Annotated in this window: 19 protein-coding genes; 11 read left to right on the top strand and 8 right to left on the bottom strand. The window is 70.4% G+C overall.

All coding sequences use genetic code 11. The annotated features are described in order from the left end of the window. Positions 1-242: 242 nt before the first annotated feature. The 5 genes from ctaC (at position 243) to istB (ending at position 6,657) form a co-directional block, all read left to right on the top strand. Positions 243-1,160, top strand: a complete 918-nt coding sequence (gene ctaC / locus AC0VX2_RS05965) for an aa3-type cytochrome oxidase subunit II (protein WP_036336539.1) — start codon at positions 243-245, stop codon at positions 1,158-1,160. Beyond that, positions 1,160-2,869, top strand: a complete 1,710-nt coding sequence (gene ctaD, locus AC0VX2_RS05960) for an aa3-type cytochrome oxidase subunit I (RefSeq protein WP_044659794.1) — start codon at positions 1,160-1,162, stop codon at positions 2,867-2,869. Before ctaC ends, ctaD begins: the two co-directional genes overlap by 1 nt. Beyond that, on the top strand, positions 2,866-3,267 hold the full coding sequence (locus tag AC0VX2_RS05955; protein WP_144820144.1) for a cytochrome c oxidase subunit 4: 402 nt from the start codon (positions 2,866-2,868) through the stop codon (positions 3,265-3,267). The genes ctaD and AC0VX2_RS05955 overlap by 4 nt, the downstream gene beginning before the upstream one ends. A gap of 1,084 nt (positions 3,268-4,351) precedes the next feature. Next, positions 4,352-5,875 (top strand): IS21-like element ISMlu14 family transposase, encoded by a 1,524-nt coding sequence (locus tag AC0VX2_RS05950; protein ID WP_031943827.1) that lies wholly within the window; start codon positions 4,352-4,354, stop codon positions 5,873-5,875. Continuing rightward, positions 5,872-6,657 (top strand): IS21-like element helper ATPase IstB, encoded by a 786-nt coding sequence (istB, locus tag AC0VX2_RS05945; RefSeq protein WP_010078636.1) that lies wholly within the window; start codon positions 5,872-5,874, stop codon positions 6,655-6,657. Before AC0VX2_RS05950 ends, istB begins: the two co-directional genes overlap by 4 nt. An 896-nt stretch (positions 6,658-7,553) precedes the next feature. On the opposite strand, the gene qcrB is transcribed toward istB, so the two are convergent. The 4 genes from qcrB to ctaE form a co-directional block, all read right to left on the bottom strand. Then, complete coding sequence (gene qcrB, locus AC0VX2_RS05940; protein WP_221844716.1) at positions 7,554-9,257, bottom strand: cytochrome bc1 complex cytochrome b subunit; 1,704 nt, start codon at positions 9,255-9,257, stop codon at positions 7,554-7,556. A 5-nt stretch (positions 9,258-9,262) separates the two neighbouring features. Then, the gene (gene qcrA, locus AC0VX2_RS05935) at positions 9,263-10,339 is read right to left on the bottom strand and encodes a cytochrome bc1 complex Rieske iron-sulfur subunit (RefSeq protein ID WP_070708652.1); all 1,077 of its coding nucleotides are present in this window, start codon (positions 10,337-10,339) and stop codon (positions 9,263-9,265) included. 69 nt (positions 10,340-10,408) lie between these two features. After that, entirely contained in the window at positions 10,409-11,215 is an 807-nt protein-coding gene (gene qcrC / locus AC0VX2_RS05930) for a cytochrome bc1 complex diheme cytochrome c subunit (protein WP_036315101.1), read from the bottom strand. Between the two features lie 85 nt (positions 11,216-11,300). After that, positions 11,301-11,939: an aa3-type cytochrome oxidase subunit III gene (gene ctaE, locus AC0VX2_RS05925; protein WP_428842618.1), complete on the bottom strand. Its 639-nt coding sequence runs from the start codon at positions 11,937-11,939 to the stop codon at positions 11,301-11,303. Between the two features lie 190 nt (positions 11,940-12,129). Here ctaE and trpD point away from each other — a divergent pair, with 190 nt between their 5' ends. Further along, positions 12,130-13,188 carry an anthranilate phosphoribosyltransferase gene (trpD, locus tag AC0VX2_RS05920; protein ID WP_100057215.1) on the top strand — a complete coding sequence of 353 codons (1,059 nt, stop codon included), beginning with the start codon at positions 12,130-12,132 and terminating at the stop codon, positions 13,186-13,188. A gap of 55 nt (positions 13,189-13,243) precedes the next feature. Here trpD and AC0VX2_RS05915 read toward each other — a convergent pair whose 3' ends face one another. Together AC0VX2_RS05915 and AC0VX2_RS05910 are read right to left on the bottom strand one after the other, a co-directional pair. After that, positions 13,244-13,525, bottom strand: a complete 282-nt coding sequence (locus tag AC0VX2_RS05915; protein ID WP_101965450.1) for an Lrp/AsnC family transcriptional regulator — start codon at positions 13,523-13,525, stop codon at positions 13,244-13,246. A 68-nt stretch (positions 13,526-13,593) separates the two neighbouring features. Beyond that, on the bottom strand, positions 13,594-14,010 hold the full coding sequence (locus AC0VX2_RS05910; protein ID WP_100057213.1) for a DUF3054 domain-containing protein: 417 nt from the start codon (positions 14,008-14,010) through the stop codon (positions 13,594-13,596). A gap of 109 nt (positions 14,011-14,119) precedes the next feature. Here AC0VX2_RS05910 and AC0VX2_RS05905 point away from each other — a divergent pair, with 109 nt between their 5' ends. Both AC0VX2_RS05905 and AC0VX2_RS05900 read left to right on the top strand, forming a co-directional pair. Next, positions 14,120-14,770 carry a hypothetical protein gene (locus AC0VX2_RS05905; protein WP_101965451.1) on the top strand — a complete coding sequence of 217 codons (651 nt, stop codon included), beginning with the start codon at positions 14,120-14,122 and terminating at the stop codon, positions 14,768-14,770. Positions 14,771-14,961: 191 nt separating this feature from the next. Next, positions 14,962-15,207 (top strand): superinfection immunity protein, encoded by a 246-nt coding sequence (locus AC0VX2_RS05900; protein WP_020624801.1) that lies wholly within the window; start codon positions 14,962-14,964, stop codon positions 15,205-15,207. Positions 15,208-15,223: 16 nt separating this feature from the next. On the opposite strand, the gene AC0VX2_RS05895 is transcribed toward AC0VX2_RS05900, so the two are convergent. Together AC0VX2_RS05895 and AC0VX2_RS05890 are read right to left on the bottom strand one after the other, a co-directional pair. Next, positions 15,224-15,772, bottom strand: coding sequence for a maltokinase N-terminal cap-like domain-containing protein (locus tag AC0VX2_RS05895; RefSeq protein ID WP_100057212.1), 549 nt, complete (start codon positions 15,770-15,772; stop codon positions 15,224-15,226). A 59-nt stretch (positions 15,773-15,831) separates the two neighbouring features. Further along, positions 15,832-17,937, bottom strand: a complete 2,106-nt coding sequence (locus AC0VX2_RS05890; RefSeq protein WP_119217273.1) for an NADPH-dependent 2,4-dienoyl-CoA reductase — start codon at positions 17,935-17,937, stop codon at positions 15,832-15,834. Positions 17,938-18,086: 149 nt separating this feature from the next. Between AC0VX2_RS05890 and AC0VX2_RS05885 the strand changes: the two genes are divergently transcribed. From AC0VX2_RS05885 to AC0VX2_RS05875, 3 genes are all read left to right on the top strand, one after another. Next, positions 18,087-18,563 (top strand): NfeD family protein, encoded by a 477-nt coding sequence (locus AC0VX2_RS05885; RefSeq protein WP_061867282.1) that lies wholly within the window; start codon positions 18,087-18,089, stop codon positions 18,561-18,563. A 52-nt stretch (positions 18,564-18,615) separates the two neighbouring features. Then, positions 18,616-19,806 (top strand): SPFH domain-containing protein, encoded by a 1,191-nt coding sequence (locus tag AC0VX2_RS05880; RefSeq protein ID WP_036315078.1) that lies wholly within the window; start codon positions 18,616-18,618, stop codon positions 19,804-19,806. Positions 19,807-19,893: 87 nt separating this feature from the next. Beyond that, positions 19,894-20,241 carry an RNA polymerase-binding protein RbpA gene (locus tag AC0VX2_RS05875; RefSeq protein ID WP_060774975.1) on the top strand — a complete coding sequence of 116 codons (348 nt, stop codon included), beginning with the start codon at positions 19,894-19,896 and terminating at the stop codon, positions 20,239-20,241. Positions 20,242-20,272 lie beyond the last annotated feature (31 nt).

Genomic DNA, 20,272 nt, shown 5'->3' with positions numbered 1-20,272 from the left:
GCGGGTCGGCCTCGGCCGGCCCGCCGTCGTCGTGCCCGGGCACCGCGCCCAGGATGCTCGGACCCGACTCCCAGACACGATCGGCACGTGTCACGGTGCGGAGAATCCGCGTGTTTCGGCTTAGACTGGCTCTGAATCATCAGGGCATACCCGTGCTCCCTGCGAGGACGCTGCGAGAAGCCGCCGAATCGCCGGGGGAGCGGGGACGCCCCTCGCACACGAGATGAAGAGGAAGGCCGTCTGTGAGAGCACAGAATGACGCCGGACGTCGGACCCGCCGCCGCTGGACCGCCGGTGCCGTGGGCACCACGGCGCTCCTGGTGCTGACCGGCTGTTCGGCAGAGGTCCAGCGCGGCTGGTACCCCGGCACCCGGGACACCACCAACCACAACGCCCAGCTCACCGACCTGTGGGTGAACTCCTGGATCGCGGCCATGGTCGTCGGTCTGCTGGCCTGGGGCGCCATGATCTGGTGCATGGTGGCGTACCGCCGCCGCAAGAACGACCAGGGCTTCCCGAAGCAGACGGCCTACAATGTGCCGCTCGAGACCATGTTCACGGCCATCCCGATCCTGATGGTCTTCACTTTCTGGGGCTTCACCGACCGCGTCCAGACCGAGGTCGACCGCCCCGTGGACGACTCGCCGCTGACCGTCACCGTGTACGGCAAGCAGTGGTCCTGGGACTTCAACTACTCCTACGAGCAGGAGAACGGCGAGGTCATCGAGGCCTACTACTCCGGCATCCAGGCCCAGCTGGACGGCACCGAGGGCGTGCGTGACACCCTTCCGGTCCTGTACCTGCCGAATGACGTGCCGGTGCACTTCGAGCTGAAGTCCCGTGACGTGGCCCACTCCTTCTGGATCCCGCAGTTCCTCCAGAAGCGTGACATGGTGCCCGGCAAGACCAACCACCTGTACCTGACCCCCCAGGAGCTGGGCAGCTACGACGGCAAGTGCGCCGAGCTGTGCGGCGAGTCCCACTCCGAGATGCTCTTCAACGTGGAGGTCGTCGACGAGGCGGAGTTCGTCCAGCGCCTCGAGGAGATGGAGCCGGGTCAGGTGGGCGACGAGTACAGCCGCAATCCCAACAACAACCCTGACGGCGCCGGGACGATGGAGCGCGATCTCCAGACCCCCCGCGGTGGAGGTAGCCACTGATGACCACTTACGAGTACGCAACGGATGAGGTGCGCTCACAGGCGCAGCCTCGTGTGGTGCCCCGTTCGCTGGGCAAGATCGTCGTCAGCTGGCTGACGACGACCGACCACAAGGTGCTCGGGTACATGTACCTGATCACGTCCTTCGTCTTCTTCTGCATCGGCGGCGTCATGGCCCTCATGATCCGCGCGGAGCTCTTCGAGCCCGGCATGCAGATCCTGCAGACGAAGGAGCAGTACAACCAGCTGTTCACCATGCACGGCACGCTCATGCTGCTCATGTTCGCGACCCCGCTCTTCACGGGCTTCGCCAACGTGCTGGTGCCGCTGCAGATCGGTGCTCCGGACGTGTCCTTCCCGCGTCTGAACGCCTTGGCGTTCTGGTTCTTCCTGTTCGGCTCGCTCATCGCGACCGCCGGCTTCCTCACCCCGCAGGGTGCGGCCTCGTTCGGCTGGTTCGCCTACGCCCCGCTCTCCAACACCACGTACTCGCCGGGCGTCGGCGGTGACCTCTGGGTGTTCGGTCTGGTCCTCCAGGGCTTCGGCACGATCATGGGCGGCGTCAACTTCATCACCACGATCCTGACGATGCGTGCTCCTGGCATGACGATGTGGCGCATGCCGATCTTCACCTGGAACACGCTCATCACCGGCATCCTGATCATGGTGGCGTTCCCGCCGTTCGCCTCCGCGCTCTTCGCGCTGGGCCTGGACCGTCGCTTCGGCGGCCACATCTTCAACCCGGAGAACGGCGGCGCCATCCTGTGGCAGCACCTCTTCTGGTTCTTCGGCCACCCCGAGGTGTACATCATCGCCCTGCCGTTCTTCGGCGTCGTGTCGGAGATCATCCCGGTGTTCTCCCGCAAGCCGATCTTCGGCTACAAGTCCATCGTGTTCGCGACGACGGCGATCGCCGCGCTCTCCGTGACGGTGTGGGCGCACCACATGTACGTGACCGGCGCCGTGCTCCTGCCGTTCTTCTCCGTGATGACCATGCTCATCGCGGTCCCGACCGGCGTGAAGTTCGTGAACTGGATCGGCACCATGTGGCGCGGTTCGATCACCTTCGAGACCCCGATGCTGTGGACGCTCGGCTTCATGGTCACCTTCCTGTTCGGTGGCCTGACCGGCGTCATCCTGGCGTCGCCGCCCCTGGACTTCCAGGTGTCCGACACGTACTTCGTCGTGGCGCACTTCCACTACGTCGTCTTCGGCACCGTGGTGTTCGCGATGTTCGCCGGCTTCTTCTTCTGGTGGCCGAAGTTCACCGGCAAGATGCTGAACGAGCGTCTCGGCAAGATCCAGTTCTGGATGCTGTTCGTGGGCTTCCACGGCACGTTCCTGATCCAGCACTGGCTCGGTGTCATCGGCATGCCCCGTCGCTACGCGGACTACATGGTGGAGGACAGCTTCCAGGCGATGAACGCGTTCTCCTCGGTGTTCTCCTTCGTTCTCGGCGCGTCGCTGATCCCGTTCTTCTGGAACGTCTACATCACCTCGCGCTATGGCAAGAAGGTCACCGTGGACGACCCGTGGGGCTTCGGCGCCTCGCTCGAGTGGACCACTTCGTGCCCGCCGCCGCGGCACAACTTCCACTCCCTGCCGCGCATCCGCTCCGAGCGTCCGGCGCTGGATCTGCACCACCCGGAGCTCTTCCCGCACTCGCCTCAGAACACGTCTGAGGCCTTCGGAGAGAAGGTCGCCCAGTGAAGGTCGCAGCCAACATCTTCTGGATCATCGGCCTGTTCTTCATCGCAGCCGCCACCCTCTACGGGTTCTGGGTCGAGTGGACCGAGTGGGCAGGCATCCCGGCCATCTACGCCGTGGGCGGGATGTCCTGGATGATCGCCTGGTACCTGCGGGCCGCCGAGCACAAATACGGCGTCGGCCCTGCAGATGACGAGGACGGTCAGATCGTCGAGTACGCCGGCACCTACGGCACCTTCGCTCCCTGGAGCTGGTGGCCCCTGGGCCTGGGCGTGGCCTGCGCCATCCTCATCACCGGCCTCGCGGTCGGCTGGTGGGTGTTCATCATCGGCGTCGTCGCGGGCACCTACTTCACCTTCGGGTGGGTCTACGAGTTCTCTCGGGGCAAGTACGCCCACTGACCTCGGGTCGATCACGCAGCGCCACCGGCGCTGACGACGACGGCGGGCCGGTCCTCTTCGGAGGGCCGGCCCGCCGTCGTCGTGCCCCCGGACGCTGAGCCCCGGCGCTTTCGTGCGGGAAACGGGAGCCTTCCCGAACGCTTTCGTCCGGGAAACGGGAGCCTCGCCAGGCCCCTCTGGATGGGAAGCGAGTATCGAGCGGCCCGAATCCGCCGAGGCCGGGGGAGAGCTCCCAGGAGGCCGACGACGACGGCACGGGGGTCTGGACGGTGGCGGGGGCGTGGACCGGGCGCAGATCTCGATCACACCGTCCTCCCGGTGTGGATCGGCCGACGACGTCGCGTGGGCACGAGCGGGTGGCCGGCCCGCGCGGACGCCGCCTCGGCCTGGAACGGGGGATGATCCTCAGCCCGCGAGCCACAGGGCTCGCGTCCTGGCTCCGACATGATCGTGACCCGGGTCGCGGGGCACGTCCCGCAGCCTCTTCACCGTCACCAGTGGGCGGCCCGGCGCCGAGTCTCGTCCAGCGGTCTCCGTTGGTCAGCTCGTGCAGGCCCTCGCCGGCCTCGACCTCACATGGACCCGGCCGAGGAACGACGCGATCACGCGGCCCTGGTCGGCACGGTGGCGGCCGCGAGGTACTGGCAGAGGAGCCCGACGGAGAGGACGTGCTGGCAGCGCACCCGAGCATCCGAGCGGTCCTGGAGACGGAGGCGGAGTACGTGCTGGGCTCAGGGCCGGCCCGCCAGGGGGCTCGTCCGCGGGCAGACTCCCGGTGGGTGATCGACGGCTGGGAGCGAGAAGGCCGGAGTTCGCTGCCCGGGGACTCCCGAGGCGTCCTCGAGGCCGGGGCGCGGGTGGAGCGGCGGGAGGAAGCCCGCGCAGCGGCAGGAATGTAAGCGGCCATGAAAAGCTGCCCATAGGTGGCCAGGGAATGACCCGCTGACGGCCATGAGGACTGCCCAGTGATGGCCATCTGGTTTGCCCGCGTTGCTCGTTGCCCGCCGCGTCGTGAGCCGGCGGGGGCCTCCTCCCCGGGTTGGATATCGGTGTCGAATCGAATCCAGCGAGGAAGAGGCCCTGAATGAAGGATGCCGCAGAAACCATGAAAATACTCAGTGCCTATGACCTGACCAAGTCATTGCGGGGCGCCGCCGAGCTGGCCGGTTGCTCCCATCACACCGTGGCCCGGCTGGTGCGGGCCCGCGACGCCGGCCAGACCCCTGGATCCGGAGCCAGCCGCCCGAAGGTCACCGATGTCTGGCTGCCCAAGATCGAGGAATGGGTCGAGGCCTCCACGGGCAGGATCCGCGCCGATGTCGTGCACGCCAAGCTCACCGCAATGGGCTACACCGGCTCTGAGCGCTCCACCCGGCGGGCGGTGGCCGAGGTGAAGGCCGCCTGGCGGGCCGGGAAGCGCCGGGTGCACCGGCCCTGGATCACCGAGCCGGGCGCATGGCTGCAGTACGACTTCGGCGATGGGCCGGCGATCGACGGGGCCAAGACGGTGCTGTTCGTGGCCTGGCTGGCCTGGTCCCGCTACCGGATCGTCATCGCCCTGCGTGATAGGACGGCTCCGAGTGTGTTCGCCGCCCTGGACCGGTGCTTCCGGCTGATCGGGGGCGCGCCGACCTATGTGCTGACGGATAACGAGAAGACAGTGACGGTCTCTCATGTGGCCGGGGTGCCGGTGCGTAACCAGGCCACCGTGGCGTTCGCTCGGCATTACGGCGTGGAGGTGCTGACCTGCCAGCCAGCGGATCCGGCCGCCAAGGGCGGGGTGGAGAACGCGGTGAAGCTGGCCAAGGCCGACCTGGTCCCGAAGGACACCAACCTGCGGGACCAGTACGCCTCGTTCGCTGAGCTCGAGGCCGCCTGCGCGGGGTTCATGGCCATGGTGAACTCCCGGGAGCACCGGGTGACCCGGCGCCGCCCGGACCACATGCTCGCCGAGGAGACCAGCGCGTTGCATCGGATCCCCGCCACGGCGCACACCGTGGCCTACGGGGTGGGACGGAAGGTGCCGGAGAACACGCCGATGGTCTCCTTCGAAAACGCCCAGTACTCGGTGCCCGCGCACCTGCTCGGGGCCGAGGTGTTCGTGCGCCATCACGGCACCGGACCGGACTCGATGGTGGTGATCATGCACGCCGGTGCGCAGGGGCCGGTGGAGGTCGCCCGGCACCGGGTGGCCCGGCCCGGGTCCCCGGCCATCGACGACGCGCACTTCCCCGGCCACGAGACGGACAAGGTGCCCGGGGACTACACCCCGGTGCCCCGTTCGGCGGCGGAGGCCGAGTTCCTGGCCATCGGGGCCGGAGCGAGGACCTGGCTGGTGGAGGCCGCCGCGGCCGGCACCAGCCGGATCGGTCAGAAGATGGCCGAGGCCGTCACCCTGGCCAAGCTCGCCGGCACCGACCAGGTCGACCGCGCCCTCGGGGTGGCCGCGGTGCACCAGCGCTTCGCCCACGGCGACCTGGCCTCCCTGCTCACCGCCGCCGGCCACCGCACCGGGATGCACACCGCCACCGAGGAACGGTCCCTGACCCAGGGCACCGCCGGCTGGGCCGGCCTCGGTACCTCCAACACCGAGGGGGCAGCCCGGTGAGCATCCACACCCCGAACACCGCCGCACCGGCGCTGCCGGCCGATTTGGAGGCGCTGTTGCGGCAGCTGAAGATGCCCCACGCCCGCGGTATCGCCGCCGAGGTACTGGCCACCGCCCGGGCCCAACGCTGGGAGCCGGCCGAGGTCCTCAAGGCCCTGCTGGTCGAGGAGACCACCGGTCGGGCCCGATCCATGCTCGCCGCCCGGCGCAAGGCCGCCGGGTTCCCCACCGGCAAGACCTTCACGACCTGGGATCCGGGCGCCTCCTCGATCCCGGCCCCGACCCAGCAGTCCCTGCGCACCCTGGAATGGCTCTCGCGCAGAGAGAACCTCGTGGTCTGCGGGCCCTCCGGCACCGGCAAGACCTTCTTCCTCGAGGCCCTGGGCCAGCAGGCCGTGGAGGAGGGCAAGCGGGTGGCCTGGTTCACCCTGGAGGACCTCGGGGCGATGATCCGGGCCCACCGGCCCGATGACACCATCACCAAAGCCGTCGCCCGAATCCTGCGCGCCGACCTGATCGTCATCGACGACATCGGCCTGCTGCCGGTCGCCGACGATGCCGCCGAGGGCCTCTACCGCATCGTGGACGCCGCCTACGAGAAACGCTCCGTAGCGATCAGCTCGAACCTGCACCCGGCCGGCTTCGACGAGCTGATGCCCAAGACCCTGGCCACCGCCACCGTGGACCGGCTCCTGCACCACGCCCACGTGTGCCAGACCACCGGAGACTCCGTACGGATGACCCAGGCAATGGCCGGGAAGGGAGTCATGCCACTGAACTGATCCCATCACGGTGGCCAGCACCACCACCCAAACGGGCAAACCAGCTGGCCACCAGTGGGCAGTTCTGATGGCCACCAGCGGGAAGAAACACTGGCCGCCTATGGGCAGAACTCAATGGCCCTTGACACAGGAATCCCGCAGACCCCACGGCGAACCGGTACGGGATCTGGTGGTCGATCCCGGTGGCCATCGTCGCAAGCGTCTCGCAGGTGCCTGCGGGGTTGGATCTCATCGGAGACGACTCCGGGGCGGGGACGGCCGCCGTGACCCCGTGGAACGATGTCGGACGTACGTACAAGGTGACCAGCCCGGGTGACCGGGCCCGGCTGTGGCGTAGCGTCCCTCTGGACGTGAGCGCCTCCAGGCGGCACGACTGGCACCGGGTGACCGGGGACCGAGTGGCAGGGGACCGGGAGGGCGGGTCGATGGTTGCACCCGGATCGGAAACGTGGAGCCCAGGAGTGGGATGCGCTCCACCTGACGGCACTCGGCTGCCTCGCCTCCGCCGCGCGCTGCCTGCCCGTCGCCTCGGGCGTCGCGACCGTGCTCGCCGGGTGGAACCCGGGCACGACGCTGTGGCTGACCGACGTCGTCCGACCCGCGCATGCACCCGTGCAGGGGTGGCGCCGGGACCCCGACGACGGCGCGTGGGTCTGGCGTCCAGATGCGCCGGACGACGCTTCCAGGGGAGGAGAACGGCCGGTTCGGCGTGGCCCGGTCGCAGGCTGAGAACCCGCAGCCTCCCGTATCCCGAACGAAAGCACCGCCGGAGGCTCCCGTTTCCCGGACGAAAGTGTCCAGACGACAGAGGACGCGAAGGGGCGGGAGTCCGGACAGCGGAAGGCCCCGCACACCGAGCGGTGTGCGGGGCCTTCTGCGTCCGAGAGGATCCGCGGTCAGCCGTCGATCTTCGGGTTGTGCGAGCTCGGGTCGGCGCCCAGCTCGTGGTGGCCGCCGTCCTCGTGGCCGTGCTGGCCGTGGGTGCGGGCCTCCACCAGCTCTTCGCGGGAGACCGGGGCGACGCGATCCTGGTAGAACATGCGGTTCAGGCCGGCACGGGCCTTCTCCAGCGTGCCCACCTTGCCGTTGCGGCCGGGCATGGCCGGCACCGGGCGGCGGTCCTCGAAGGACACCAGGCGGTACAGCTCGTAGTCGGTGAGCTGGCGGTGACGCTCGTGGAAGCCGCCCTCGGGGGACATCTCGATGACGCCGGCCTCGTGGCCGTGGAGCACCAGCTCACGGTCCTTGCGCTGCAGGGACAGGCAGATGCGGCGGGTCACGATGAAGGCGATCACCGGGCCGAGGAAGAACAGCGCGCGCAGCACGTACAGCACGTCGTTCAGGGAGAGGTGGAAGTGGGTGGCGATGAGGTCCGAGGACGCGGCCGCCCACATGACGCAGTACCAGACGACGGCGGCCACGCCGATGCCCGTGCGGGCCGGGGCGTTGCGCGGACGGTCGAGCAGGTGGTGCTCGGTGTCGTCCTTGGTGATCCACCGCTCGATCCAGGGCCAGGTGCACATGCCGACGAGAAGGACGCCGACCGGGATCAGCGGCACGAGCACGCCCATGGGCAGGGACACCGAGGAGCCCCACGGCATCGGGATGTTCCAGAGGAAGGAGTAGTCGCCGATCATGCCCGGCATGAGGCGCAGGGCGCCGTCGAACACGCCGATGTACCAGTCGGGCTGGGTGCCGGCCTGCACCGGGGACGGATCGTACGGGCCGTAGTTCCAGTTGGCGTTGATCGTCACCGTGGAGGCGATGAGCGCGAGCACACCGAACACGATGAAGAAGAAGCCGCCGGCCTTGGCCGCGTACACGGGGCCCACCGGGTAGCCGACCACGTTGTCCTCGGTGCGGCCCGGGCCCGGGTACTGGGTGTGCTTGTGCACGACGACCATGAACAGGTGGATGCCGATCAGCAGCAGGATGGCGGCCGGCACGATCATGATGTGCAGGGCGTACAGGCGGCCGATGACCGAGTGGCCGGGGAACTCGCCGCCGAAGAAGAAGGCGGAGAGGTACGTGCCCACCAGCGGCAGCGACTTCAGGATGCCGTCGATGATGCGCAGGCCGTTGCCGGAGAGCACCTCGTCGGGCAGGGAGTAGCCGGTGAAGCCGGCGGCCCAGCCGGCCATCAGCAGGAAGCAGCCGACCAGCCAGTTCAGCTCACGCGGGCGACGGAACGCGCCGGTGAAGAACACGCGCAGCATGTGGACGGACATGGCCGCCACGAACATCAGCGCCGCCCAGTGGTGCAGCTGGCGCATGAACAGGCCGCCGCGCACGTCGAACGAGATGTCCAGGGTCGAGGCGTAGGCCGCGGACATCTCGATGCCGCGCAGCGGGGCGTAGGCCCCGTCGTAGACGACCTCCGACATGGAGGGGTCGAAGAAGAGGGTGAGGAACGCGCCGGACAGCAGCAGGATGACGAAGCTGTACAGGGCGACCTCGCCGAACATGAACGTCCAGTGGTCCGGGAAGATCTTGCGGCCGAAGAACTTCACGATCGGCGACATGCCCATGCGAGTGTCGACGAAGTTGGCGATGCGGCCGGTCGTGGTCGCCGGCTGGAACTCATTCACGGTGGTGCTCATAGGTGTCAGCCACGCTCCCAGTAGACAGGCCCGACGGGCTCATGGAAATCGCTCTGGGCCACGAGGTAGCCCTCGTCGTCCACGGTGATCGGCAGCTGCGGCAGCGCGTGGCTGGCCGGGCCGAAGATGACCTTGCACTCCTGCGTCAGGTCGAAGGTCGACTGGTGGCAGGGGCAGAGCAGGTGGTGGGTGTGCTGCTCGTACAGGGCGATCGGGCAGCCCACGTGCGTGCAGACCTTGGAGTAGGCGAAGATCCCGTCCACGTTCCAGTCCTCGCGACCCGGGGTGATCTTCACCTTGGCCGGGTCGAGGCGCATGAGCAGGACGACGGCCTTGGCCTTCTGGTTGAGCTTGTCAGGGCCCAGGTCGTTCAGGCCGTCGGGGATGACGTGCACGGCGGAGCCGAGCGTGACGTCCGAGGCCTTGATGGGGGAGCCGGTGGGGTCGCGCACGAGGCGAACGCCCTCGGCCCACATGGTGTGACGCAGACGCTCCGGACCGAAGTTGTAGATCTCCTCATCCGAGAAGTTGTCCGAGTCGTCCAGGTCGCGGAACACGGCGATGAACGGCAGGGGGGCCAGCAGGGCGGCGCCGATCAGGGTGTTGCGCAGCAGGGGGCGGCGCTTGATCTGCGACTCGTCCAGGATCTCGGAGATCATCCCGGTGGCGGCGACACGGTCGGCCTCCGAGCGGATCTCATGACGGTCCTCCACGGTCTCGTGGTCCGGCATCAGGGTCTTGGCCCAGTGCACCACGCCGATGCCGATGCCGAACATGGCGAGGGCGGTGCCCAGGCCGAGCAGCAGGTTCTGCAGGTAGATCTTGCTGAACGCCTCACCGTTGCCGATCTGCCCCACGCCGAAGTAGCCGATGAAGAAGAGCACCGTGCCCACGATGGAGATGAGGAACATGACCGAGACCTGACGCTCGGCGCGCTTCGCGGCCTTCGGATCCTCATCGGCCAGACGCGGACGGTGCGGAGGCAGGCCCGGGTTGTCGATCGCGTAGCGGGGCGCGTCCTCGCCGGCGTGCTCGAGGGAACCCGAGCGGTGCTCGGTCCCTTCAAAGCCTTTCTCGCCCATATGTCCTGTTTCCTTTACTCGAGTGATGAATGTCGATGACGGGTGGTCGGCGCGCCTGCGCCGACGGGATCAGGAGGACCGGCTGGTGAGCCAGACCATGAAGCCGATGATCAGCGCCAGGCCCGCGGTCCAGATGAACAGGCCCTCGGAGACGGGGCCGAGCGAGCCGAGGGCGAGGCCGCCGGGGGAGCCCTGGTTCTCGATGGTCTTGAGGTACGCGATGATGTCGCGCTTGTCCTCGGGCTTGATGTTCGAGTCGGAGAACACCGGCATGTTTTGCGGGCCGGTCTCCATGGCCTCGTAGATGTGCTTCTCCTCCACGCCCTGCAGAGAGGGGGCGTACTTGCCGCGGGTGAGCGCACCGCCGGCCGCAGCCGCGTTGTGGCACATGGCGCAGTTGATGCGGAACAGGTCGCCGCCGCGGGTGATGTCCACGTCCTCGTGGTTCACGTCCAGGTACTCGTCCTCGGGGACGGCCGGGCCGGCGCCGAGCGAGGCGACGTAGGCGGCGAGCTGCGCCGTCTGCTCGTCGTTGAACTGGTTCGGCTTGACCTGGGCCTGCGGGCCGTTCATCTGCATCGGCATGCGGCCGGTGCCCACCTGGAAGTCGACGGAGGCGGCGCCGACACCGATCAGGGACGGACCGGAGGGACCCCCCGCGGCACCCGTGCCGTGGCACGAGGCGCAGTTCGCGTTGAAGAGCTTCTCGCCCTCGGAGATGTCATCAGCCGAGGCGGCCGCGGTGACCTGCGTGGCCGCCTGCGCCTGGTTCACGGTGCTCGCGACGGAGTACAGTCCGCCGGTCACCAGGAGTCCCAGCAGGAGGAGCGCCAGCCCCATCAGGGGATGGCGTCGGTTCTGCGAAAGTGCCTTCACGGGGGTTTCCTATCGTTCTCTTCCCGGGCGGGCCGCTCATGCTGCCGGCCCGGGCCTGAAGTCGGTGCGGTGAGTGGGGGTCGTCTTACTTCAGGAAGTAGACGATGAAGAACAGGGCGATCCAGACGACGTCCACGAAGTGCCAGTAGTAGGACACGACGATCGCCGACGTCGCCTCGTGGTGGCCGAAGCGGCGGGCCATGTAGGCGCGGCCGATGATGAAGAGGAACGCGATCAGGCCGCCGGTCACGTGGATGGCGTGGAAGCCGGTCGTGATGTAGAACGCCGAGCCGTACGCGTTCGCCGCGACGGTCACACCCTCGGAGACGAGAACCGCGTACTCGTAGGACTGCACCGCCACGAAGATCGAGCCCATGATGAAGGTCAGGATGAACCACTCGACCATGCCCCACTTCCCGAACTGCAGGAAGCCGCCGGTGCGGCGGGGCTGAAGGCGCTCGGCGGCGAGGACGCCGAACTGGGCGGTGACGGAGGAGAGCACCAGGATCGTCGTGTTCACCGCGGCGAGCGGGACGTTGAGGATCGCGGTGTGCTCGGCCCAGAGCTCCGGAGACGTGGAGCGCAGGGTGAAGTACATGGCGAAGAGCCCACCGAAGAACATGAGCTCGCTGGCAAGCCACACCATGGTCCCGACCTGCACCATGTTCGGCCGGCTCGGGAGCCCCGTGGTGGGCTGATGGAGAGTGGGGTTAGCTGTGGTCACCCAGCCATTATGGCCCCAAACACCGCCCGGGCGGTAAATCGAACATACCGTGTCGCAGGACAGGTCGTCAGCACCGTCGGGGGGTTTCAGTGACAGTCGGGGGCTGGCGTCCAGTTGACATCCAGGTTCACGGCGGGCGGCGCATGACATGGCGCGGTGCCGGGTGCGGCCGGGCCGCTAGGCTCAGTGCGTGAGCACCCCCGAGAACACCGCAGCAGTCCTTGGGACCTCCTGGCCGGAGGTCTTCCGCGCCCTCACCGTCGGTGAGGACCTCAGCGACCACGTCGCCGCGTGGGCCATGGGGGAGATGATGGCCGGCGACGCCACCGAGGGGCAGGTGGGCGGATTCCTCCTCGCCCTGGCCGCCAAGGGGGTGACGGTGCCGGAGCTGCGTGGCCTGACCGAGGCGATGGTGCATGCGGCGAACCCGGTGCACGTGCCGGGGGAGACCCTCGACGTCGTGGGCACGGGCGGCGACCGCCTGGGCACCGTGAACCTCTCCACGATGTCCTCGCTCGTGGCCGCCGGTGCGGGCGCGCGGATCGTCAAGCACGGGAACCGCGGCGCCTCGTCCACCGCCGGCGCGGCCGACGTCATCGAGGCCCTCGGCGTGGACCTGTCCATGCCGGCCCGGAAGGCCGAGGAGTGCGCCGAGGCCGTGGGCATCACGTTCCTCTTCGCCCAGAACTACCACCCCTCTATGAAGTACGTGGCCCCGGTGCGCAAGCAGCTCGGCGTGCCCACCGTGTTCAACTTCCTCGGCCCGCTCAGCAATCCGGCCCAGGTCACCGCCCAGGCCCTGGGATGCTCGAGCGAGGCCATGGTCCCGCTGCTCGCGCAGGTGCTCGCAGACCGGGGGGTGCGCGGCTTCGTCTTCCGCGGGGCGGACGGCCGGGACAAGATCACGACGTCGGGGCCGTCGACCGTCATGGAGGTCCGGGACGGTGTGCGCACCCACGAGCTCGATCCCCGGGACCTCGGCATCGACCTGGCCCCCGTCCAGGCCCTGGCCGGGCGGGACGGTGCCTACAATGCGACCCTCGTCCGCGCTCTGCTGGCGGGGGAGAAGGGTCCGATCCGCGACGCCGTCCTCCTCAACGCGGCCGTGGGCCTGACGGCCTGGGACCGTGACGCGGACGCGCCGCTGATGGAGCGGCTGGCGGCCAACATGGCGCGGGCTGCCGAGTCGATCGACTCCGGCGCCGCGCGTGACGTCCTGGACCGCTGGGTCGCCTTCTCCCGGTCCTGACGGCCCGACGATGGGCCCTCGCCGGCGAGGTGGGGCCCGGTCGTCGAGAGGACGCTCAGGAGTCGAAGCCGAGCGCCCATCCCTCGCCGAGGTCCTCGGACGAGTAGGTTCGGAAGGCCAGCATGGTCTCGGTGTCCCGGATCCCGTCGACCTTGGAGAGGTGGTCGGCGATCACGTCGGCGAGGTCCTCGTAGCGGCGCACCTTGACCATCGCCACCAGGTCCCACGCGCCGGTCACGGAGTAGACCGACCCGACCCCGTCGAGCGCGGCGAGAGTCTCGGCGGTCTCCGGGATGCTGGATTTGTCGGTCTTGATCAAGACGATGGCGGTGACCACGGGCGGTCCTCATTTCCTCGATGCTGCGGGTCCGGTGTCCGGGATGATCCTAGCTGCGCGCCGGCTCCTCACCTCCGGGTGCGGCGCACCAGCCAGGCGGTCACTGCCCGGCGGCCCAGGAGCAGGACGCCCAGCACCCCGAGCGCCACGAGCACGAAGGACACCGGTGCGCCACCGAGGCCGAAGGCCACGCGCAGGACCATCCCGACGGCGACGGTCCCCAGCCACACGATCACGCCGTGGGGCCACACGCGGGCCCAGGTCCCGTGTCCGGAGGTCAGCCCGGTCATGAGCAGGAGACCCCCGAGGAACGGCGCCGCCGTGACCAGCAGACCCAGCAGCCCGCGATCCGTCGCGTGCTGCCCCTGGCCCAGAGCCACGAAGAGGACGGTGAGCAGGAGGTCGACGGCAAGCGCCGGCAGGGCGCCGCGCGGGGCGCGATGCTCGGCGGGCACGACACGACGGGCGGTGGGGGAGGACGTCATGCATCCAGTCTGGCCCACCGAGACGCCCGGACGGAGCGTACGGCCAGGGGCGGCTCGACGGATGCCCCCTACGACAGGGCGCCACCTTTGTCGGAGGTAGGCTCTCTGCATGGTGTCCGTGCATCTGGTGCCCATCCGATCGACCGCCGCCACGGCCGACGACGCCCAGCGTCTGGCAGCCGCGCTGCTCGACGATCCCCGCCCGGACGCGGCTGTGATCTCGGCGGCGCGGCTTCGCCACGAATCCGACCCGGACACTGATGCGGCGCCGCACGACGGCGAGCTGGCCGTCGTCCTCGACGGCATGGCGGCGGCGGTGGGCCTGGCACTGTGGGCCGTGCGGACCGGGTCCTGGGCGGTGCTGCTGGACCCCGAATGTGGCTCCGACAAGGACTCAGCGTTGTCGTACCTGACGCCAGCCGAGCGGCGGCGCGCCCGGCGGGCACCGGGACGGCTGGTGCTGCCGCACGGACGACGCCCGGGCCGCGCCTCGGAGACCGGCCGAGAGGCTGATCTGCGCTGTGCAGAGGCCACCCTGCAGCTGGTCGCCACGGTGGAACGGCGCCGGTCCGATGACCAGCATGCGGCGGGGCGGCTGGTGGAAGCCGGCGCCAGTCAGCGAGAGGCGGCGGCGGAGCTCGGGATCAGTCAGCAGGCCGTCCATTCCCGGTTGCGGCACGGGCTCTGGCACGAGAGCCGGACGGCCGTGGCGGCCGTCCTGCCGTTGCTGGAGCGGCTGTCCGCAGACCCGGGGGAGTGAACCCCGGCACGCGGTGTCGGTGCCGCCCGGCGCGGCCACCTGGGCCAGTTCACGACGCAGCGCGTGCCGCGCAGGCGGCCTCCGAAGGGGAGGCGAAGAACGGGCTAGTTGACATAATGTACATTATCGGCGCAACGCAGAACGGCGGACAGGGACGCCCGCGCGGCGGGTCTCGCGCGTAGCCTGGACCCATGACGATCATGACCGACCAGCGCGACCGCCCCCTGCACGCGACGATCGCCGTCGTCCTGGCCATCGCCACGGCGGGCTACCTGGCTCCGTGGGCCATTGCCGCCGTCCGCGGCCGTTCCAACGTGTGGGCGGTGTTCTGGGTGAACCTGCTCACGGGGTGGACCGTCCTCGGCTGGTGCATCGCGCTGTACATGTCACTCACCAGCCATCGCCGGCTGCGGCCCTGGGGTCCGCGCGGCCTCTGACCGCGCGGACCGCCCCTCAGGACAGGCGCGCGACGACGGCCCGCACACCGTCTCCCTCGGCGACCAGGCATCGCGGGCCGTCGACGTCCGCCTCGTCCGTCTCGGACAGCTCGACCGGCACCTCGAGCTCCCCCGTCGCATCGGCGCCGATCACGCGAAGGGTGAGATCCGGGGCGCGCGTCTCGAGGTAGGTCCCGGACTCGTCGTGCATCTCGAGCCGGGCCTGCGGGATCTCGCCGCGCACGGCGGCCGCGAGGATACGGCGCGCGTCCGGGTCGGTGGCGGCGTCCACGACCCAGCGGTGTCCCAGGACGGAGTGCTCCACCTCGGCCACGACGTCCCCCTCGGCGGGTGCGTCGCCTCGGTAGGCGAACGCAGTCTGGTAGAGCCGGTCCCCCACGCGCACGAGCATCGACTCGACGCCGATCTCGCCGGTGGGATCGTCGAACCGGTACGAGCCGACCTTCTCGGCGGTCACGTCCTCGGGCAGTCCGTGCGCCACGAGGCGGCGGCGGATCCATTCGGGCTTGTCCGGGTCCAGGCGTGCGGTGTAGATGAGAGCCATGCCCCGACCGTAGCCCCGACGTCGTCCGCCCGGGAGGGCCCGCCGGCCGGCGGCGCGGCTCAGCCCTGCACGGCCCGCACGGCGTGGTCCATGGCCCGGTAGGCGTCGAGCTCGCGGGCTTCGGCCGCGCCACCGATCAGGCGCACCGCCTCCGGCGCGTAGCCCGCAGCCACCAGGTCCTCGACGAGATCCGTCTCGGACTCCTGCCCGGCGCACACGACGACGTCCGTCACATCCAGGGTCAGCGGCACGCGTGTCTCGGGGTCCTCCGGGGACGGCGCGGTCACGCGCAGGCCGTCGGGGCCGAGGCCCTCGTAGGTCACACCGGAGTGCAGGTGGACCCCGTGCCGCCGCAGCTCGGCGCGGTGCACCCAGCCGGTGGTGGGGCGCAGTCGGACGCCGATCGGTCCGGGGCTGCGCTGGAGCAGGTGGACCTCGCGTCCGGGGTGGGCCGCGGCCGGCTTCGCCAGCTGGCCCGGCGTCTCCGCGGTCAGGGCCACGCCCCAGCGGGCCCGCCAGTGCTCCTGCGTCTCGGGCGTCCCGTCCGGCCGTTCGGTGCCGGCCGCCAGGGCCTCGGCGACATCCACGCCCACGCCGCCGGCGCCGATCACCGCGACGCGCGGACCGACGTCGACGTGGCCCAGGACCACGTCGTCGTACGCATGGACGGCGGGCGCACCCGGCTCCCCCGCCCCGGGCAGAGCGACGGGCCGGGGCCGCACGCCGGTGGTGAGGAGCACCTCGTCGTAGCCTGGCCGCCCGTCGTCCGTGAGGAGTGTCTGTGCGGACACCTCCTCCCCGGTCACGAGCGTCACGCCGGACGCCGCCGCGCGGGCCGCCAGGTGCTCCAGCGCGGGACCGAACTCCTCCTTGCCGGGGATGCGTCGGGCGAGCCGGAACTGGCCGCCGGGCTCGGCGTGCCGGTCGAACAGGGTGACCTCGTGCCCGAACCGGGCCGCACGCTCCGCGGCCGTCAGGCCCGCCGGCCCGGCACCGACCACGGCGATCCGGCGACGGCGGGCGAGGGCCACCGGGACGGGCGCGGCGTACTCCGGCTCCGTCTCCCGCCCGGCGCGGGGGTTCATCAGGCACGAGACCTTGGCCCCGGTGAACACGTGGTCGAGGCAGGCCTGGTTGCAGGCGATGCACGGGGTCAGGGTCCGAGCGCGCGGGTCGCTGATCGCGGCCATCCACTCGGGGTCCGCCAGCAGGGGCCGGGCCAGCCCGACGAGCGCGGCGGCCCCGGACGTCAGCGCCTCCTCCGCCTCGGCGGGGGTGGTGAGCCGGTTGGAGGCGATCACGGGGATGTCGACGGCGGCGGTCAGGTCAGCCGAGGCGGCGAGGAACGCGGCGCGCGGCACGGAGGTCACGATGGTCGGCACGCGGGACTCGTGCCACCCGATGCCGGTCATCAGGACGTCCGCTCCGGCGGCCTCGAAGGCCCGGGCGGTGTCCGCGATCTCCGCGCGCGTCTGCCCGTCGGGGACCAGGTCCGCCGCCGAGGTGCGCACCGAGAGCACGCCGCGCTCCCCCAGCGCCTCGCGCACGGCCGCGACCACCGCCGCCGGGAACCGGCGTCGGCGCTCGGCGTCGCCCCCGTACTCGTCCGCGCGTCGGTTCGTCGCCGGGGCGAGGAACTGGTTGAGGAGGTAGCCCTCCGAGGCCATGATCTCCACGCCGTCGTATCCGGCCTCCAGGGCCAACGTGGCCGCGCGTGCGAACGCGTTCACGGTCCGCTCGATGTCCGCGGCCGTCATCTCCCGGGGCGTGTGCCGCGAGATCGGCGCTCGCACCGCGGAGGCCGAGACCAGGTCGGGGCTGGGGGCGTAGCGTCCCGCGTGCAGCAGCTGGGCGAGGATCCTGCCCCCGGCGGCGTGGACGGCGTCCGTGACGACGCGATGGGCGCGCGCGTCCTCCTCGCTGGCGAGCATCCCCCCGCCCAGCGTCACCGTGCCCTCGGGGACGACGCCCAGGCCGCCGGTGACGATGAGTCCGACGCCGCCGCGTGCCCGCTCCGCGTAGAACGCCGCCAGCTGCGGCAGGTCGTCGTGCCGATCCTCCAGTCCCATGTGCATCGAGGCCATGACCACCCGGTTGGGCAGCGTGAGGGGGCCCAGGGTGATCGGCTGGAGCAGGGGCGAGACCGCGACGGGTGAAGATGTCATGCAGCTCACATTACCGGGCGGTAGCTCCCGACTTCCAGGACCGCCTGGGGACACGCTGTGTCCGGCGCCACTGCGTAGGGCAGGATGGGGATCACACGTCGACGCGCGGCAGACCCGTCCGCGCACCCGACACGGAGGGGAGCGCACGCATGGAGTGGATCGAGGCGAACGCGGGCTGGCTGTGGCTGGTGCTGGCCGCCGGCCTGGCCGGCGTCGAGCTGCTGACCCTCGACCTCGTCTTCCTGATGATCGCCGCCGGGGCCGGCGCGGCGGGGGTGGTCGCGCTCGTGGGCGGCCCGCTGGCGCTCCAGCTCGCGGCGTTCGCCGCCGTCGCCCTGCTGATGCTCGCCGCCGTGCGCCCCGTCGCCCTGCGCCACCTGCGCAAGGACACCGGCGCCGGCGCTTCCTACCTGGACACGCTCCCGGGGCGTCGCGTCGCGGCCCAGGGCGCGATCACCGGCGACGCCGGCACGCTCGCCGTCGACGGCGACACCTGGTCCGCCCGCGTCGAGCCCGGGGCGCCCGACGTCGCCCCCGGCGACGAGGTGACCGTCCTGCGCATCGACGGGGCCACCCTGGTGGTCCGCCCGCTCCCCCGCATCGACTGGGAGGCGGACGGCGCCTGAGCCGCCCCACGTCCTCGTTCCGACCGCACCGACCCCAGAAGAAGGGACCCCGATGGAAACCCTCATCGTCCTCGTCGTCCTCGCCGTCCTCGCGGCGGTGATCGTGGCCTCCTCGGTCAAGATCATCCCGCAGGCGCGGACGGCCAACATCGAACGCCTCGGCAAGTACAACCGCACGGCCGGCGCCGGGCTGACCCTGATCATCCCGTTCGTGGACCGCATGCTCCCGATGGTGGACATGCGCGAGCAGGTCGTCTCCTTCCCGCCCCAGCCGGTGATCACCGAGGACAACCTCGTCGTCTCCATCGACACGGTCGTCTACTTCCAGGTCACGGACGCCAAGGCCGCGACCTATGAGATCGCCAACTACATCCACGCGGTGGAGCAGCTCACCACCACCACCCTGCGCAACGTCGTGGGCGGCATGAACCTCGAGGAGGCGCTGACCTCTCGCGACTCCATCAACTCCCAGCTGCGCGGCGTGCTGGACGACGCCACCACGCGCTGGGGCCTGCGGGTCTCGCGGGTGGAGCTCAAGGCCATCGACCCGCCCATGTCCATCCAGGACTCGATGGAGAAGCAGATGCGCGCCGAGCGCGACCGCCGCGCCGCCATCCTCACCGCCGAGGGCACGAAGCAGGCCGCCATCCTCACGGCCGAGGGCGAGCGCCAGTCCCAGATCCTCTCCGCCGAGGGCGAGGCTCAGGCACGCGTGCTGCGCGCCAACGCCGAGGCCGAGGCGATCGAGGTGGTCTTCGACGCCATCCACTCCGGCGGCGCCGACTCCGAGGTCCTGGCCTACCAGTACCTGCAGTCCCTGCCCAAGATCGCCGACGGCCAGGCCACCACCATGTTCGTGGTCCCCGCCGAGCTCACCCGCGCCCTGCAGGGCCTCGGTGAGGCGTTCGCCCCCGGCGACGGCGACCGCCCCACCCCGGAGCGCGCACCCCGGCGTCGGGACTCCGGGGACCGCGCGGGCGAGCCGGGCGCCGAGCACGTCGGCGTCACCCCGGAGCGCGCGCGTCGGCCGCGTGGGTCCCGCCCCACCACCGCGGACGCCCTGCGCGCCAGCGGCGTCATGGACGCGATGACCGCCGGCGCGGTGACGGCGGAGGACATGCCGCAGACCTCGCTCGACGAGGCCCTGGCCACGCCGCAGGAGATTGAGCCCGACCCGTCGGCCGGCCGCACCCCCGGCACCCGCCCGGCCGGCGAGGCCGACGGGAATGCTGTGGGACACTGAATGGTTCCATCAGTGAGAACGACCCGCCGCGCCTCGATCGGCCTGCGCCCCCGCGCGGGCCTCGGCGCGGCCTGACGAGGAGGAAACGTGAGCGATCGCAGCCTGCGGGGCATGCGCCTGGGCGCGCAGTCCCTGGAGTCCGAGGCCGGCGTCGAGCCCGCCGCCCGGCAGCGGGTGGAGTACCGCACGGAGGACGGCGAGCAGGTGTTCGTGACCTTCTCCGTGGAGGCGGACGTGCCGGCCACCTGGACCTCGAAGACCGGCAAGGAGGCGTTCCTCGTCAGCGGCGAGAAGCCGGCTGAGACCGAGGGCAAGCCCGTGCGCACCCACTGGGACATGCTGCGTGAGCGCCGCAGCCTCGAGGAGCTGGAGGAGACCTACAAGATCCAGCTCAACAAGCTGCGCGCCAGCCGCGGCGAGGAGGTCGACGCCTGACCCGCCGCTCCCCCATGCACGACGGGGCCGG

The organism is Micrococcus sp. iso_239 (genome assembly GCF_056173395.1).
Note: the sequence above shows the minus strand (reverse complement) of the source record. Positions and strands in the feature narration are given on the sequence as shown.